The following is a 15,164-nucleotide window of genomic DNA, read 5'->3' on the forward strand; positions in this document are numbered from 1 at the left end:
GTGGCTGTGTGCCGGCGGGCGTCAGTCGAAAGCGGCGAACGCCTTCTGGAACGCGTCCGCCGACTGCGTGATCGAACTGCACGTCGGCTGCGCCGAGTCCGAGGCGCCGCCGGGGCACTGCCGGTCGCGGGTGGCCGACCACATCGACAGGCCGCCCAGGCCCTTCGCCTCGGCGAAGGAGACGAGCTGGGTGGCGTCGGCGACCGTGAAGACCTCCGACGAGACGTCGTTGACACCGATCATCGGGGTGATCGCCACGGCCTTCCAGGCGGCCGCGTCGGACAGGCCCAGCGCCGTCTTGAGCTGCGCCTGCGTGGCGGTCGCGGCCTGCTCCGCATAGGTGCCCATGTCACCGCTGTACGAGGCGCCGTAGTCCATCGCCATGATGTTCACGAGGTCCGCCGAGACGCCGTTCGCCTTGGCGTTCTTCAGGAAGTTCACGCCGTCGGAGGTCAGCCCCTCGGGCATCACCGGCAGGGTGAAGGAGACGTTCAGGTCCGGGTTGTCCTTCTGGAGCGTCGCGATCGCCCGGGCCCGCTCGGTGTTCGCGGCCGCGTCCGGCAGCGCGCCGCCCTCGACGTCGAAGTCGACCTTCGTGAGCTTGAACTGGTCGATGACCTTCTGGTAGGCCGCCGCCAGTTCGGACGCCGAGGAGCAGGCCTGGGCCAGCTCGGTGCCGGAGGCGCCGCCGAAGGAGACCCGGACGTCCCCGCCCGCCGAGCGCAGGGCGCCGATCTGGGCCGCGACCTCGTCGGCGCCGAGGTCGGTGACGCCGCCCCACTTCGGGGCGCAGGTGCCGCCGGAGGTGATGAAGGCGAGGTTGTACTCCTTGACGCCCGTCGCCTTCGCGGAGGAGACCAGGTCGAACTTCGGGTAGAGCGAGGTGTCGACGTACGGGGCGAAGGCGGCGCCGCTCGCGGCGGACCCGGTGCCGGTGCCGGACGACTGCGACGGGCTCGCCGCGGCGGTGGCCGACCCGGTGGGCCCGGCGCTCTGCGAGGCCGGGGCCGAGGCGGGGGCCGACGCGGTCGGCGACGGCGTCGCCGTCTTCGTCGGGCGGCCGCTCGGCTGCGGCGTCGCGCCCTCGTCGACGGAGCACGCGGTGTCGTCGATCCGGCACCCGGTCGGATCGGCGGAACCGGCGACCACGAAGCCGACCGTCACGGACCTGCCGGCCGCGATGCCCGCCTTGTCCCAGGAGGCCGGCGTGACGGTGACGTGCCGCCCGTCCGTCGTCGACTCGGCGTTCCACAGCGAGCTGAGCTTCGCGCCCTCGGGCAGGTCGAACTCCAGGGACCAGTCCGGCCGGGCGGCGGCCGTGTCGTTGGTGATGACGTACTGCCCGGTGTACCCGCCGGACCAGCTGCTGGTCCTGGTGTACGCGGCGCCGACCGAGGCGGCCGACGCGGTGGAGGTGAAGAGGAACGCGCCGCCGCCCACCACGGCCGCGGCGACGAGACCGCCGATGACCTTGTTCCTGCCGCTGATCCTGCCGCGCCGGTGCGTGCTGCTCATGACGTGCCTGCCTTAGCTGAACGGGGGTGTGGGGAGTGAGCAGCACGCTAGCGATCAGCAACCCGTCAATTCGGGCATCGGGGAGGCTCGTTGCGGATCTTAGGGTTGGCTTAAGGGAGGGATCGGGACCGATTAAAGGTCGGGACCAGTCCTTTGCGTTCCGGGCCGCGATGCCCGCGTCCCCGGCGGCTCTCGGCGGGCGCCCTGCGGTCCCGCTGGACCCAGACGCGCACCTCGGTGCCGCCGAGCACGGACGAGCCGATCGTGACGTCGCCGCCGGTCGACTCGGCGAGGCGGCGCACGATGTCGAGGCCGAGGCCGGTGGAGCCCACCCGGTCGTCGGCCGAGCCGCGGGCCATCGCCGCCCGCGGGTCGACGATGCCGGGGCCGGCGTCGGAGACGAGCACGATCACCGCGTCCTCGCCGCTGTGCACGTCCACGGCGAAGGCGGTGCCCTCGGGGGTGTGCCGGAAGACGTTGCCGAGCAGGGCGTCGAGGGCGGCGGCCAGCTCGCCGCGCGCCACCGGGATGCGCACCGGCCGGTCGACCCCGGCGACCCGCACCGTGCGCCCTTCGTCCTCGGCGAGCGCGGACCAGAAGTCCATCCGCTCCCGGATCACCGCGGCGGCGTCGCAGCCCGCGCCGGGACCGGCCGCGGCGGTCCGCGGCTTGGCGTCCCGCGCCGTGCGGATGATGGTGTCGACCTCGCGCTCCAACTGCTCGACGGCGGCCCGGGTCTGCTCGGCGGCGGGACCGGCGCCCAGCGACGCGGCGTTCAGCCGGAGCACGGTGAGCGGGGTGCGCAGCCGGTGCGAGAGGTCGGCGGCCAGCTCGCGTTCGTTGGCGAGGAGCTGGACGACCTGGTCGGCCATGGAGTTGAACGCGACGGCGGCGAGCCGCAGTTCGGTCGGCCCGTCCTCGGGCACCCGGGCGCCGAGCCTGCCCTCCCCCAGGTCGTGCGCGGCGCCGACGAGCCGCCGGGCGGGCTGCACCATGCGCACCCCGAGGCGGTCGGCGACGGCCACGGACCCGATGACCAGGGCGATGCCGACGCCCGCGAGGACCACCCAGGCGGTGGTGACGCCGTTGGTGACCTCGGCCTCGGGCACGTACACCTCGACGACGGCGATCTTCAGGTTGCTGACGGCGATCGGCTGGAGCCACACCGAGCCGCCGGGCACGTCCTGCACGGTCGCCCGGCGCACCCCGGCCAGGCGGTCCTCGGCGAGCCGCTGGGCGCCGAGCCGGATGGCGGGGTCGCCGCCGCCCGCGGGGACGTAGACGGACACCCGGTCGCCGCCGCCGGTCTGCGCGGTGGCGAGGGCGCGGGCGAGCTGGTCGCGGTCGGTGGTGATGGAGAGGGTCGGGCCGAGGGCGGTCGCGGTCCGTTCCGCGTTGGAGAAGGCGCGGTCGCGGGCCATCTCCTTGATGACGAGCCCGAGCGGGATCGCGAAGGCCACGACGACCATGGTGGTGACGGCCAGGCAGACCTTGACCAGCGCCCACCTCACGGGGCGGGCTCCGGGCGCGGCGGCTCCAGCTTCACGCCGACCCCGCGCAGGGTGTGCAGATAGCGCGGCCGCGCCGCCGTCTCGCCCAACTTCCGGCGCAGCCACGACAGATGGACGTCGATGGTCTGGTCGTCCCCGTAGCTCTGCTGCCACACCTCGGCGAGGAGTTCCTTGCGCGGCACGACGACACCGGGGCGCCCGGCGAGGAAGGTCAGCAGGTCGAACTCGCGGCGGGTCAGGTCCAGCGGCGACCCGTCGAGGGCGGCCTGGCGGCGCAGCGGGTCGATGGCGAGCCCGCCGACCTGGATCAGCCGGGACGGCGGTTCGGCGCCCGCGCCGCCCCGGGCGCGCCGCAGCACGGCGGCCATCCGGGCGGAGAGGTGCTCGGGCGAGAAGGGCTTGGTGAGGTAGTCGTCGGCGCCGTCGTTGAGCAGCCGGACGATCTCCGCCTCGTCGTCCCGCGCGGTCGCGATGATCACGGGTACGTCGGTGATCCCGCGCAGCATCTTCAGCGCCTCGGCGCCGTCCAGGTCGGGCAGTCCGAGGTCGAGGATCACCACGTCGAACCGGAGATGGGCGACCTCGCGCAGCGCTTCCAGGGCCGTGCCGACACTGCGCACGGTGTGCGCGGCGTCGGTCAGGTGCCGGATGAGAGCGGAGCGCACGAACTGGTCGTCCTCGACCACGAGCACACTTGCCATGGGCGGCACCGTACGCCATTCGGTCGTCGGGCAGCCTCTTCCGGGGGGCGGTGGACCGCGTGGGACAGCGGTGGCGGGTGTGGGGCAGTATGGCCCGCGATGCCATCGACGCCCCCTCCGCCGACCGCCCCGTCCGCGCCGCCGACTCCGCCGTCCGCACCGCCCGCGGCGCAGGGCGGGAACCCGGTGCGGCGGGGGCTGGTGCACGCGGTGGCGTGGCTGCTCGCGACGGGCGCCGCGGTGACCCTGTCGTGGTGGGGCGTGCACACGGTGATGGCGGGCACGGCGTACGACCCGCCGCGGGCGCTGCCGGTGGCCGGGCCGGCGTCCCCGCTCGCCTCGTCCACGCACCGGCCGGAGCCGTCGCCCTCCCCGTCGTCGGCGCCGGCGTCCGCGCCGCCCTCCCGTCCGTCGGCATCGGCGTCCGCATCGGCGGACGCGCCGCGCCGCACGGCGACCGGGGCGCCGCCGCCCGCGTCGTCGCCCGGCACGGCCTCGTCCGGCACCGTGAAGAGCTACGCGACGGCCGGCGGGCGGGCCGTCTTCGACCTCGGCGACACCTCGGCGACGCTCGTCTCCGCGACACCGGGCGCCGGCTGGACGGTGCAGGTGTGGAAGCAGACGACGTGGATCCGGGTGGAGTTCACGTCGGGGACGGACACGGTGTCGGTGTTCTGCACCTGGCACGACCACGAGCCGTCGGTGCAGGTCGCCGACTACTGAGCCGGGCCCGCCGGACAGGCCCTAGGGGCGGAAGACGGACGGCGGCGGGGCCGGGGACGCCTTCGCCGAGGCGTCGGTGACGGGGAGCGCTCCGCCGGTGAGGTCGAGCAGCCCCCGCCCGTGCTCCACCCGGCCGGGATGCGGGTCGCCGGCCGCCCTGCGGGTCAGCTCGGCGACCGGCAGCGGCCGCGCGGAGGCGGCCAGCACCGCGTTGCCGAACCGTTTGCCGCGCAGCACCGTCGGATCGGCGATCAGGGCCAGTTCGGGGAAGACGGTGGCCGCGGTCGCGATCTGGCCGCGCAGATGGGCCAGCGGCGGGCCGTCCGCCAGGTTCGCCACGTACGTACCGGCGGGCCGCAGCACGCGCCGCACCTCGGTCAGGAACTCGGTACTGGTGAGGTGGGCCGGGGTGCGCGCCCCGGCGAACACGTCGGCGACCAGCACGTCGGCCCAGGCGTCGGGCAGCTTGGCGAGCGCCTCGCGGGCGTCGCCGGTGCGCACCCGGATGCGGGCGCCGGGGTCCAACGGCAGTGCGGTGCGCACGAGTTGGACGAGGGGCCCGTCGCGCTCGACGACCTGCTGGGTGGAGCGCGGCCGGGTCGCGGCGACGTAGCGGGCGAGCGTGAAGGCGCCGCCGCCGAGGTGCACGGCCTGGACCGGGCGGCCCGGGTCGGCGGCGAGGTCGAGCACGTGGCCGATGCGGCGCTGGTACTCGAAGGCCAGGTGCGCGGGGTCGTCGAGGTCGACGTGCGACTGGGGGGCGCCGTCCAGGTACAGCGTCCAGCCGGCCGGGCGGTCCCGGTCGGGCGTCAGCTCGGCGAGCCCTCCGTCGACGTCCGCCACGACGGGCTCCCTGGCGCCGCGGCCGCCGCCGTCGCCCCTGCGCGCCTGCTGCTTCCCGCGTGACCTCGCCATTCGCCCATTATGACGCCGCCCGGACACCCGCGACGGCGGGCGGTGCGGGACCGGCTCAGCGGCAGTTGTCGGCCGCCTCGATGAGGCGGGCCGCCTCGTCGAGGGCGGCGCGCAGCACGGCCGGGTCGGTGACCAGGTCGGCGGTGCCGGTGCCGTCGGGGTCGGGCGGCAGCAGCCAGCCGGTGCCCTCGACCGGCGGCGCGAGCCGGGCACCGCGCCCGTCGGTGTGGGTACAGGCGCTGCCCGGCACGTCCCAGCCGTCGGCGGTGCCGGGCGGGACGAGGAATCCGAGGGTGTCGCCCCCGCCGTCGTGCAGCACCGGACCGACCGGCTCCGCGCATCCGCGGCGCAGGATGTCGACCGCCTCGAGTCCTTGCCGGGACGGCACGGTGACCAGGTCGCAGGCGCCCGCCGGCCGAGTGCTGCGCTCCTCGGTCGGACCGTGCTGCGCCGTCGATGTCGTGGGCTGTACCGCGTCCAACACGTCGGCCCCTCCTCATGTCCAGATGGGGTGTCGCCGCATGGTTCAACGCCTCGGAGCGTCAACGGCTACGGCGGCACGCCGCCGCAAAGGATGGCAGATCATGGCGGATCGTGGGTGAGATATCCGTTTTGTAGCCAAACCCTGCGTGTCGGACCCGTCGCAGCCGGTACCTTCGAGCCTCGCCGGACCAAGGACCAGCACGCCGCGTCGAGGTGTCCGTTCCATCGCGCCACCGCGCCGCCCGCATCTCGGCACCCGCTCCGTCGGTGTCCGGCACGGTTCGCACGGGAGGACCCGCTCATGACGTCGTCTCCGCATCTTCCGGATGCCCCGGCGCCGCCGCCCCAACCCAACCTCGCCTTCCGCGCGTTGCGCGGCAGGCGCTCACCGGGCGAGTTCGCGGCGGCGGTACGGCGCTCGGCGCGCGAGATCGGCGAGCGGGTGAGCTGCGACGCACGCTACATCGGGCGCGTGGAGGCCGGCGAGATCCGCTGTCCCAACTACGCGTACGAACGGGTGTTTCTGCACATGTTCCCCGGCCGGACCCTCGCGGACCTGGGGTTCGCGCCCCGCTCCGTCGTCCGGGGCCGGGGCGCGCGCCTCACCGTCGCGGACCGGCACCTCCCCCCGCACGACCCCCAGCACCACGAGGAGAGCGACGTGCGACGTCGCGCGTTCATGACCGGCATGACCGGCTCGACGGCCACCGTGGCCGTCGCCGCACTGACGCCCTTCGGCGTCGTCCCCCCGCAGACCCGGCAGGCCCCCCTGGACCGGCATCCCGCGCGCGCGGGCATCGGCGCCGTCGAGGAGGCGATCCGGCGGATCCGGCTGCTCGACGACCGGCACGGCGGCGACGGCCTGTACGGGCGCGCCGCCGCCCCGCTGCGCACCGCCTTCGAACTGCTCGACTCGGGGACGGCGTCCCGCGACGTCACCGACCGGCTCCAGGCCGGCGCCGGTGAACTGGCCATCTCCGTGGGCTGGCTGGCCCACGACTCGGGCCGCTTCGACGACGCCCGCTCGCACTACGCGGAGGCGCTCGCCACGGCCCGGGTCGCGGGGGACGACGCGCTGGAGGCGCACGCGTTCTGCAACACGGCCTTCCTGGCCCGGGACGCGGGGCGCCCCCGTGAGGCGGTGCGGGCCGCGCAGGCCGCCGCGCGCGTGGGGGCCCGGCTCGGTTCGCCCCGGCTGCTCTCGCTGCTCGCGCTGCGGGAGGCCGGCGGCTGGGCGGGCCTCGGCGACCAGCGGGCCTGCGAGCGGGCGCTGGCACGGGCGCAGGCTTTGTTCGCCCGGGGCGGCACGGACGCCGACCCCGAATGGATGTCGTTCTACGGCGCGGCCGAGCTGGCCGGCCTCGAGGCGCAGTGCTGGTCGGCGCTGGGTGCCTGGGACCGCGCCGCCCTGCACGCGCGGCGCGCCGTCGCGCTCCAGGACCCGCACTTCACCCGGAACATGGCGCTGTACACCGCCGAACTCGCGGACGACCTGGCGCGCGCGGGTCAGATCGACGAGGCCGCTGCCGCGGGGGGCCGGGCGCTGGCCCTGCTCCGGGACGTCCGGTCGTCGCGCGTCGAGGGCATGCTGGCGACGACGGCACGCGTGCTGCTGCCGCATCGCCGGGCGTCGGGGGTGGCGGCGTTCCTGACCTCCCAGTCAAAGCCCCGCCACTGACCCGGCCCGCCAGGCGCGCCCACCATCGTGGCCGGTCGCGCAGTTCCCCGCGCCCCCGGGGCCCGTCTCTCACGCGCACCACCATCGTGGCTGGTCGCGCAGTTCCCCGCGCCCCCGGGGCCCGTCTTTCACGCGCACCACCATCGTGGCTGGTCGCGCAGTTCCCCGCGCCCCTGGGCCCGTCCGTTACGCGCGCCACCGCCGTGGCCGGTCGCGCAGTTCCCCGCGCCCCCGGGGCCGTCCGTTACGCGCGCCACCATCGTGGCTGATCGCGCAGTTCCCCGCGCCCCTGAGGCATGCGCTGCGCGCAGCCTCCCCCCGAGGCAGCGCTTCGCGTCTCCTGAGGCGGTGCTGCGCGTCCCTGGGCGAGCGGAGCTCGCTTCAGGGGCGCGGGGAACTGCGCGAGAAGCGGCCACCGGCCCGCAGGCGTCGGAGTCCGGACCGGAGCCCGGAAAGGTCAGAGGAGGTGGCCCGTTTCGTTCCAGGATTCGATGGCGGGGGCGCCATAGGCCCAGCCCAGCACCGACAGCGAGGTCGGGTGCAGGCGGACGCGGGCGGCGAAGTCGAGAGGGAGGCCGAGCCAGCGGGCGCCGATCGAGCGGAGGATGTGCCCGTGCGCGAAGACCAGGACGTCCCGGTCGGCCGAACGGGCCCACGCGACGACCTCGTCGGCCCGCGCGGCGACCTCACCGATGCTCTCCCCGCCGGGAACCCCGTCCCGCCAGATGAACCACCCGGGCCGCATCTCCTGGATCCGGGCCGGCGTCAGCCCCTCGTACGCGCCGTAGTCCCACTCCATCAGCGCGTCCCACGCGACGGCCCGCTCCCCGAACCCGGCCAGCTCACAGGTCTCGCTCGCCCGCACCAGCGGCGACGTCCGCACCTCGACCCCGTCGAGCCCGTCGTACGGCGGCCGGTGCAGCCGCTCACCGAGCAGCTTCGCCCCGCGGCGGCCCTCTTCCAGGAGCGGGATGTCCGTCCTGCCGGTGTGCCGTCCGGACAGGGACCACTCCGTCTGTCCGTGCCGGGCCAACAGGATGCGCGGTGCCATACGGGATGAACCTTTCGACAAGAAGGACGCGGGGAGTGTGAAGAGTGCGCCGAGGAAGGACGGGGGAGATCAGGATGAACAGGAGGCGACGGGAGTGTCGCCACTTCCATCATCGCGCAACCGGCATGAAGGACGGTCCGCTGGGCAACCCGCCACGGGATCCTCGCGTCTTCGAGGGTCAGGGGCCGCCCACGCAGACCCTCACATACGCCTTAGGGTGGGCACGTGGCCAGAGGCCGCCGAACGAGGAAGAGGGGGAGCGGCCCGCATGTCGCAGACCGACCACGCACCGCGCACGGAGGCGATACCGGACGTACGGCTTCGGTGGTGGACCGAGCTTCCCCTGATCCTGCTCGTCTACGGCGCGTACACCGCCGGCCGCCTCCTCGCGCGCGGTGACGTGCGGACCGCCGTCGACCACGGCGTGTCGATCCTGCGGGCCGAGAAGGCCGTCCACCTCAATCTCGAACACCCGCTGAACCGCCTCTTCACGCACGAGACGTGGATCGGCGTCCCGGCCGACTTCTGGTACGCCTCGCTGCACTACGTGGTCACCCCGGCCGTGCTGATCTGGCTGTTCCGCCGCCGCGCGCACCTGTACCGCACGGCCCGCACCTGGCTGATGACCTCCACGATGATCGGCCTCGTCGGCTTCACGCTGCTGCCGACCTGCCCGCCCCGGCTGCTCTCCGCGTCGTACGGCTTCGTCGACACCATGGCCCAGTACAGCTCGTACGGCTGGTGGGGCGGCGCGGCCAGCGCGCCCAAGGGCATGGGCGGGATGACGAACCAGTACGCGGCCATGCCCAGCCTGCACGTCGGCTGGGCGCTGTGGTGCGGCTTCATGCTGTGGCGCCACGGCGGCGGCCGCTGGACCAAGGCGGCGGGCGTCGCCTATCCCCTGATCACCACGATCGTCGTGATGGGCACCGCGAACCACTACTTCTTCGACGCGCTCGCCGGCGCCGCCGTGATGGGGGTCGGCCTGCTGTTCACCCGGCCCGTGCGGCGGATCGCGGCGCTGGTCAAGGAGTGGGCGGCGGGTCTGTTCACCGGCTCGCGCGGCGTCCCGGTGCCCGTCCCTTCCGCCACACGCTCCTCGATTGTCAGTGGGGAGTGCCAGACTTCCCCGGGTGAGCGAATTCCCCGACAGCGCAAGGCCGCAGCCCGGTCGCAACCCCGCGACACCGGCGACGGGGCTGCGGCACCGGCTCGCTGAGCTGCGCGGCCCCGACACCCCGCCACGCCCGCTGGACGCCCGCGCCCTGGCCGCCCTCGCGGCGAACCCGGGGTGCAGCCGCCGCGCGCTCCTGGACGGCGCGGGCGTCGACAAGGGCCGGATCGCGGACGCGCTGGGCGCCCCGGCCACCTTCGGCCAGTCCCAGTTCGCCCTGACGCGGGGGAACGCGTTCGAGGCGAGAGTGAAGGCCGACGGCGGCGCCGAGCTGCTGCGGCTCGTGCACGCGCGCGTGGGCGCCGCCGGGGAGGCCGAGCCGGTCCCCGCCCTCGTGCGGACCCCGGACCTGTCGGCGGTCGGGCCCGAGGGGCGCACCGCGCGCACCGCGCTGGCGCTGCGCGAGGCCGTCGCGTCGGCCGCCGGGTCCGGTGCGTGGACGTTCCTGGACCATCCGATGGTGGTGCTGGACGTGGCGGGCAGCCCGGCGTTCCTGGAGCCGGACGCGGTGGTCGTGCACCCCGACGGCAGCTGGACGGTCGTGGAGATCAAGTCGTTCCCGATGATCGACGGCGCGGCGGACGCGGCGAAGGTCGGCGCGGCGGCCCGCCAGTCCGCGGTGTACGTGCTGGCGCTGGAGCAGGTCGCGGAGCGCACGCCGGGCGCGCGGGTGCGGGACCGGATCGTCCTCGTCTGCCCCAAGGACTTCACGAACCTGCCGGCCGCGTCCGCGGTCGACGTGCGCAAGCAGCGCGCGGTGACCCGGCGCCAGCTGACGCGGCTGACCCGGATCGAGGACATCGCGGCGGCGCTGCCGCCCGGCACCGTCTTCGACCCCGAGCAGCCGCCGCGCGAGCTGACGGCGGCCGTCGAGTCGGTGCCCGCGGCGTACGCGCCGGAGTGCCTGGCCGCGTGCGAGCTGGCCTTCCACTGCCGGGACCGGTCGCGTGCGGAGGGCGCGGTGACGCGCCTGGGCCGCCCGATCCGGGCCGAGCTGGGCGGCCTGACGACGGTCGACGCGGTGCTCGCCGCCGCGCACGGCGAGGCGGGCGACCCCGGGGACCCGACGGTCGCGGCGCTGCGCCGCGCGGCGGCCCTGCGCGCGGAAGCGCTCGGGGGCGCCCGGTGCTGAGCCCGTACCCGACCGTCCGCCGCGAGGAGCGCACCGCGTGAGCCTGATCGACCACCTGGCCCGGCTGGAGGCGACCAGCAGCGGCCGCGCCCAGCCCACCGCCACCGTCCGCCACCGCCATCTCTCCCAGCGGCCCCTGGTCCTGGTCCCGCTGACCACGGCGGGCGAGACGGGCGCGCCGCTCGGCGCCCTCGTCGGCACCGAGCGCACCTCGCCGCGCCTGCTGGTCGTGGCGCAGCCCCGCGACCGCGACCTGCGGTTCGCGTTCCTGACCCGGCTCGCCGAGACGGTCCTGCCGTACATCGACGGCTTCGCGGGCGACGTCGAGCTGACCGAGCGGTCCGAGACCGACCCGACGACGAACAAGCGGATCAAGGTCGAGGCGGAACTGTGCGCGGACGCGCCGCAGTTGATCGTGCCGAGCCGGGCGGGCATCGACTTCGTCCGGCTGCTCGGCCGCTCGATGCGCTTCCGGCGCACCGCCGAGCAGGACCCGGAGACGGCCTATCCCGCTCCCCCGCACGTGCCGCTCCTCGGCCGCTGGCTGACGCACTTCGGCGAGCGGGCGCGGGTCCCGGGCTCCGCGCTGCTGCTGGCCATGACGGACCTGCTCGGCCGGCACTGGGCGACGGGCCAGTCCAGCCTGGAGGACCAGCACCTCGGCGCGCTGCTCGCGTGGGTGGAGGCCCGGGAGGGCACCTCGGGCGCCGAGGCCGCGTTCCGCGCCGAGCGCGACCGGGACGCGCACGGCCAGCTGCTGTGCCCGCCGGCCGGCCCCGCCACCGACCCGGCCTTCGACAACAAGCTGCTCGCCCCCGCCATCGAGCGCTTCGACAGGGCCCGCACGCGGCTGGCGAGCGCCGAGGACGCGGTGGAGGCCGACGGCCGGCTGGCCGAGCTGACCGCCGCCGAGCGGGAGATCCACGCGCTGGTCGAGTCCCGCACCCGGCCCACCTGGGACGCGGTGTGGCGGGGGCTCGACGCGCTGTGCACGCTGCCCGAGGGGCCGCGCGCCACGGACCGCTGGACCCGCGACCGCTGGTCGTTCACCGGCCACCGCGACCGGGTCGCGGCGGGCGAGCCGCCGCAGCCGCGCCGCGACGACGCGGTGACGGCGGCGAACAAGCTGGCGACGCGCGAGCGCGAGCAGGCCCGGCTGGACGCCCAGGAGGCGCTCGACGACCCGCTCGTCATGGCGGGCCGGCGGCTCGCCGGGGAGGCCATGGCGGGCGAGGTGACCGAGGTCGTCCCCGCGTACAACGAGAAGAAGCGCCCGCGCCCGCTGATCACGCTGCGCACGGACGACCGGCCGCACCTCGGCGAGCGCGTGAAGGTGTACCGCTCGCTGGACGGCAAGGCGCAGACCGCCGAGTTCGTCGGGTACGAGGAGGACGGCGGGCCCGGGGCCGCGGTCGTGCTGCGGCTGCTGGACAAGATGGGGCGCGGCAAGGAGCCCGATCCGGGGTCGGTGCCGGAGAAGGGCGAGCGGGTGTGCTGGACGCTGTTCGAGCACGAGCAGCGCGGCGGCCCGAAGCTGCCCGAGCCGGAGGAGACCCCGTGGACCCACGGCGGCCCGCCGGGCGCCGGGGCCGAGGCGCCGGACCGCGTGACGACGGAGGACGTCCTGTGACGACCGCCAGTGCCGCGCCGCCCGCCGGCGACGTCTTCGACCCCGGCGCCGAGGCGGCCCGCGCCACCGCCGCGATCCTGCACGACACCCTGCACAGCGAGGCGCGCGGCGTCGTCGTGGACTCGCCGCCCGGCGCGGGCAAGTCGACGCTGGTGGTGCGCGCCGCGCTCGAACTGGCGGACGCGGGCCGCCCGTTGATGATCGTCGCGCAGACGAACGCGCAGGTCGACGATCTCGTCCTGCGGCTGCACGAGAAGCGTCCCGGCCTGCCCGTCGGCCGGCTGCACAGCAGCGACCCGGACGCGTACGACAAGACGCTCGACGACCTGCCGACGGTCCGGCTGTCGACCAGGGCGGGGGATCTGGCGCCGCTGCCCGTGGTCATCTCGACGGCGGCGAAGTGGGCGCACGTGAAGGTCGAGGACGCCGGCGGCCCGTGGCGGCACGCGATCGTCGACGAGGCGTACCAGATGCGCGGGGACGCGCTGCTGGCCGTGGCCGGGCTGTTCGAGCGGGCGCTGTTCGTGGGCGACCCGGGGCAGCTCGATCCGTTCTCGACGGTCGGCGCGGAGCAGTGGGCGGGCCTGTCCTACGACCCGTCGGCGTCGGCGGTCTCCACGCTGCTGGCGCACAACCCCGAGCTGCCGCAGCACGAGCTGCCGGTCTCCTGGCGGCTGCCGGCGTCGGCGGCGCCGCTGGTGTCGGACGCGTTCTATCCGTACACGCCGTTCCGCAGCGGGACCGGGGAGGGCGATCGCACGCTGGAGTTCCGTGCCGCGTCGGACGGTTCGGGGGTGGACCGGGTCATCGAGGAGGCGGCGCGGGCCGGCTGGGGGCTGCTGGAGCTGCCCGCCGCGCACACGCCGCGCACCGACCCGGAGGCCGTGCGGGCCGTGGCGCTCGTGGTGCGGCGCCTGCTGGACCGCGACGGGGTCACCACCTCCGAGCGCGGGCCGGAGCCGGCGCCGCTGACGGCGGACCGGATCTGTGTCGGCACCGCCCATCGCGACCAGGCCGCCGCCGTGCGCGCCGCGCTGGCCGGGCTCGGGGTCCAGGGGGTCACCGTGGACACGGCGAACCGGCTCCAGGGGCGGGAGTTCGACGTCACCGTGGTGCTGCACCCGCTGTCGGGGCGGCCCGACGCGACGGCGTTCCACCTGGAGACCGGGCGGCTGTGCGTGCTCGCCTCGCGGCACCGGCACGCGTGCGTCGTGGTGTGCCGGGAGGGCGTCGCCGACCTCCTCGACGCGCACCCCTCCGCGGAGCCGGTGCAGCTGGGGGTGACGGTGAAGTTCCCCGACGGCTGGGAGGCGAACCACGCGGTGCTGAACCGGCTGTCGGCCCACCGGGTCGCCTGGGCGCCCGCCGACGCCCCGCGGTGAGCGCCGCGGACGGGGGTCTTGCGGAAGCGCGGACAATGGAAGGCGGTCTTACGTCCATCAGGAGGAGGAACACCATGGCGGAGCCCGAGCGGCAGCCGCGGCTGCGGCCCGCGCCGTTGATCTTCGAGCCCGCGGAGGCGTCCGCCGATCCGGAGCACTTCTTCGACCTGGAGTCCCTGGAGGACCCCCGCGAGCTGCTCTCCCGCGCCACGGAACTGACCCACGCGTTCCGCGCGGCGGCCGACCGCTCCATGGAGTTCCAGGCGATCGCGGCGGCCCAGCTCGCCGACCCGCGCCGGTTCGACCGGCTGACGGCGGCGGACATCGCGGAGCGTGCGCAGTGGACCGAGGACTACGCCAAGAAGATGGTCGACTTCGGCCGTGACCTGCTGCGCGGCACCACCGAGCCGACGGCCTGAGTCAGGGTCACTCCTTCGTGGCATATGCCAGGAGGGCAAGATACTCCACCCCGCCCCCTCCTGTCCCGATTTCCGGCAACCCTCTGGAGCCGCACCCTCACGGCCGGTAGACGTAGAAGGCATGAGCGCACCGCACCCCCACCTCGCCCCCGCCCGCACCGCCCCGGCCGCTCCGGTCAGCCCGGTCAGCCCGGCTCATGACCGCTTCGACGTCGCGGACGTGACCCCCGAGGGAGCGGCTTGGCTCGCCTCGGCAGGAACGTATCCGCGCTCCGCGCTCGCGCACTGGGAGTCCCGGCCGACCGCGCCCGTGGTACTGCCCTGCGGTTCCGTCTTCGACGTGGTGAACGTGCCCGCGATCTTCGGCCGGCGGATGCTGGACCGGCTCTGGGGCGAGGGGCCGGGGTCGGGGCCGGTCGCCGCGCACCGGGGACGGATGCTGTTGTTCGCCGCGCCGGGGACCGCGCAGCGGCTGCCGTCGCTGCTGCGGTGGGAGGAGTGGGGGCCCGCGGTGCCGCCGCCGCTGTGCCACGGGGCCGGGGACGCGGTGACCGTGCCGGCGCCGTCGGCGCCCGTCGAGCCGCATCATCCGTCGCGCTGGGTGGTCGCGCCGGACACCCGTCATCCCTGGCTGCCGGGGGCCGAGGTCCTGCTCTGGGCGTGCGTCCGAGCGGCCCGGGCCGCGGCCCACTCGGCGGTGCAGGTATCGATTTTTCCTGCTGCCGATCTCAGTGCTAATGTCTACGACGTCAGCCGGCGCCATTAGCTCAGTTGGTTAGAGCAGCGGACTCTTAATCCGCGTGTCCGGGGTTCGAGTCCCTGATGGCGCACAGCACGACGAAGGCCCTCC

14 protein-coding genes and 1 tRNA gene are annotated in these 15,164 nt (G+C 75.1%); 9 read left to right on the forward strand and 6 right to left on the reverse strand.

What is annotated here, in order from left to right; genetic code table 11:
• Positions 1 to 21: 21 nt before the first annotated feature.
• From ACIP5K_RS34395 to ACIP5K_RS34405, 3 genes are all read right to left on the reverse strand, one after another.
• Positions 22 to 1,515 carry a cellulose binding domain-containing protein gene (locus ACIP5K_RS34395; RefSeq protein WP_401416155.1) on the reverse strand — a complete coding sequence of 498 codons (1,494 nt, stop codon included), beginning with the start codon at positions 1,513 to 1,515 and terminating at the stop codon, positions 22 to 24.
• A gap of 110 nt (positions 1,516 to 1,625) precedes the next feature.
• A complete protein-coding gene (locus ACIP5K_RS34400) occupies positions 1,626 to 3,026 on the reverse strand; it encodes a sensor histidine kinase (protein WP_401416158.1) in 1,401 nt (466 codons plus the stop codon).
• Positions 3,023 to 3,727, reverse strand: coding sequence for a response regulator transcription factor (locus ACIP5K_RS34405; protein WP_401416161.1), 705 nt, complete (start codon positions 3,725 to 3,727; stop codon positions 3,023 to 3,025). The genes ACIP5K_RS34400 and ACIP5K_RS34405 overlap by 4 nt, the downstream gene beginning before the upstream one ends.
• A gap of 186 nt (positions 3,728 to 3,913) precedes the next feature.
• Here ACIP5K_RS34405 and ACIP5K_RS34410 point away from each other — a divergent pair, with 186 nt between their 5' ends.
• Positions 3,914 to 4,450, forward strand: a complete 537-nt coding sequence (locus ACIP5K_RS34410) for a hypothetical protein (RefSeq protein ID WP_401416195.1) — start codon at positions 3,914 to 3,916, stop codon at positions 4,448 to 4,450.
• 21 nt (positions 4,451 to 4,471) lie between these two features.
• Here the strand turns inward: ACIP5K_RS34410 and ACIP5K_RS34415 are convergent, their stop codons facing one another.
• Together ACIP5K_RS34415 and ACIP5K_RS34420 are read right to left on the reverse strand one after the other, a co-directional pair.
• On the reverse strand, positions 4,472 to 5,365 hold the full coding sequence (locus ACIP5K_RS34415; protein ID WP_401416163.1) for a spermidine synthase: 894 nt from the start codon (positions 5,363 to 5,365) through the stop codon (positions 4,472 to 4,474).
• A 55-nt stretch (positions 5,366 to 5,420) separates the two neighbouring features.
• Positions 5,421 to 5,849, reverse strand: coding sequence for a hypothetical protein (locus ACIP5K_RS34420; protein ID WP_401416165.1), 429 nt, complete (start codon positions 5,847 to 5,849; stop codon positions 5,421 to 5,423).
• 300 nt (positions 5,850 to 6,149) lie between these two features.
• On the opposite strand from ACIP5K_RS34420, the gene ACIP5K_RS34425 reads away from it, so the two are divergent.
• Entirely contained in the window at positions 6,150 to 7,526 is a 1,377-nt protein-coding gene (locus ACIP5K_RS34425; RefSeq protein ID WP_401416167.1) for a tetratricopeptide repeat protein, read from the forward strand.
• A gap of 457 nt (positions 7,527 to 7,983) precedes the next feature.
• On the opposite strand, the gene ACIP5K_RS34430 is transcribed toward ACIP5K_RS34425, so the two are convergent.
• Complete coding sequence (locus ACIP5K_RS34430; RefSeq protein ID WP_401416170.1) at positions 7,984 to 8,577, reverse strand: histidine phosphatase family protein; 594 nt, start codon at positions 8,575 to 8,577, stop codon at positions 7,984 to 7,986.
• Positions 8,578 to 8,845: 268 nt separating this feature from the next.
• Between ACIP5K_RS34430 and ACIP5K_RS34435 the strand changes: the two genes are divergently transcribed.
• The 7 genes from ACIP5K_RS34435 (at position 8,846) to ACIP5K_RS34465 (ending at position 15,144) form a co-directional block, all read left to right on the forward strand.
• Positions 8,846 to 9,796: a phosphatase PAP2 family protein gene (locus ACIP5K_RS34435; protein WP_401416173.1), complete on the forward strand. Its 951-nt coding sequence runs from the start codon at positions 8,846 to 8,848 to the stop codon at positions 9,794 to 9,796.
• A complete protein-coding gene (locus ACIP5K_RS34440; RefSeq protein WP_401416175.1) occupies positions 9,711 to 10,883 on the forward strand; it encodes a hypothetical protein in 1,173 nt (390 codons plus the stop codon). The genes ACIP5K_RS34435 and ACIP5K_RS34440 overlap by 86 nt, the downstream gene beginning before the upstream one ends.
• Before the next feature lie 37 nt (positions 10,884 to 10,920).
• Complete coding sequence (locus ACIP5K_RS34445; RefSeq protein ID WP_401416178.1) at positions 10,921 to 12,513, forward strand: hypothetical protein; 1,593 nt, start codon at positions 10,921 to 10,923, stop codon at positions 12,511 to 12,513.
• Entirely contained in the window at positions 12,510 to 13,895 is a 1,386-nt protein-coding gene (locus ACIP5K_RS34450) for an AAA domain-containing protein (protein WP_401416180.1), read from the forward strand. Before ACIP5K_RS34445 ends, ACIP5K_RS34450 begins: the two co-directional genes overlap by 4 nt.
• Positions 13,896 to 13,969: 74 nt before the next feature.
• Positions 13,970 to 14,314, forward strand: a complete 345-nt coding sequence (locus tag ACIP5K_RS34455) for a hypothetical protein (RefSeq protein ID WP_401416183.1) — start codon at positions 13,970 to 13,972, stop codon at positions 14,312 to 14,314.
• 121 nt (positions 14,315 to 14,435) lie between these two features.
• Positions 14,436 to 15,080 carry a bifunctional DNA primase/polymerase gene (locus tag ACIP5K_RS34460; RefSeq protein ID WP_401416185.1) on the forward strand — a complete coding sequence of 215 codons (645 nt, stop codon included), beginning with the start codon at positions 14,436 to 14,438 and terminating at the stop codon, positions 15,078 to 15,080.
• A tRNA-Lys gene (locus tag ACIP5K_RS34465) sits at positions 15,071 to 15,144 on the forward strand. The genes ACIP5K_RS34460 and ACIP5K_RS34465 overlap by 10 nt, the downstream gene beginning before the upstream one ends.
• Positions 15,145 to 15,164 lie beyond the last annotated feature (20 nt).

Origin of the sequence: Streptomyces sp. NPDC088785, from assembly GCF_044750685.1 — a bacterium.
In the GTDB taxonomy this organism is placed as follows: Bacteria; Actinomycetota; Actinomycetes; order Streptomycetales; family Streptomycetaceae; genus Streptomyces.

Excerpts from the sequence above, each read along its gene's own strand:
- ACIP5K_RS34455 (WP_401416183.1), top strand. The coding sequence starts at position 13,970 with ATGGCGGAGCCCGAGCGGCAGCCGCGGCTGCGGCCCGCGCCGTTGATC.
- ACIP5K_RS34435 (WP_401416173.1), top strand. The coding sequence starts at position 8,846 with ATGTCGCAGACCGACCACGCACCGCGCACGGAGGCGATACCGGACGTA.
- ACIP5K_RS34460 (WP_401416185.1), top strand. The coding sequence starts at position 14,436 with ATGAGCGCACCGCACCCCCACCTCGCCCCCGCCCGCACCGCCCCGGCC.
- ACIP5K_RS34430 (WP_401416170.1), bottom strand. The coding sequence starts at position 8,577 with ATGGCACCGCGCATCCTGTTGGCCCGGCACGGACAGACGGAGTGGTCC.
- ACIP5K_RS34395 (WP_401416155.1), bottom strand. The coding sequence starts at position 1,515 with ATGAGCAGCACGCACCGGCGCGGCAGGATCAGCGGCAGGAACAAGGTC.
- ACIP5K_RS34415 (WP_401416163.1), bottom strand. The coding sequence starts at position 5,365 with ATGGCGAGGTCACGCGGGAAGCAGCAGGCGCGCAGGGGCGACGGCGGC.
- ACIP5K_RS34405 (WP_401416161.1), bottom strand. The coding sequence starts at position 3,727 with ATGGCAAGTGTGCTCGTGGTCGAGGACGACCAGTTCGTGCGCTCCGCT.
- ACIP5K_RS34425 (WP_401416167.1), top strand. The coding sequence starts at position 6,150 with ATGACGTCGTCTCCGCATCTTCCGGATGCCCCGGCGCCGCCGCCCCAA.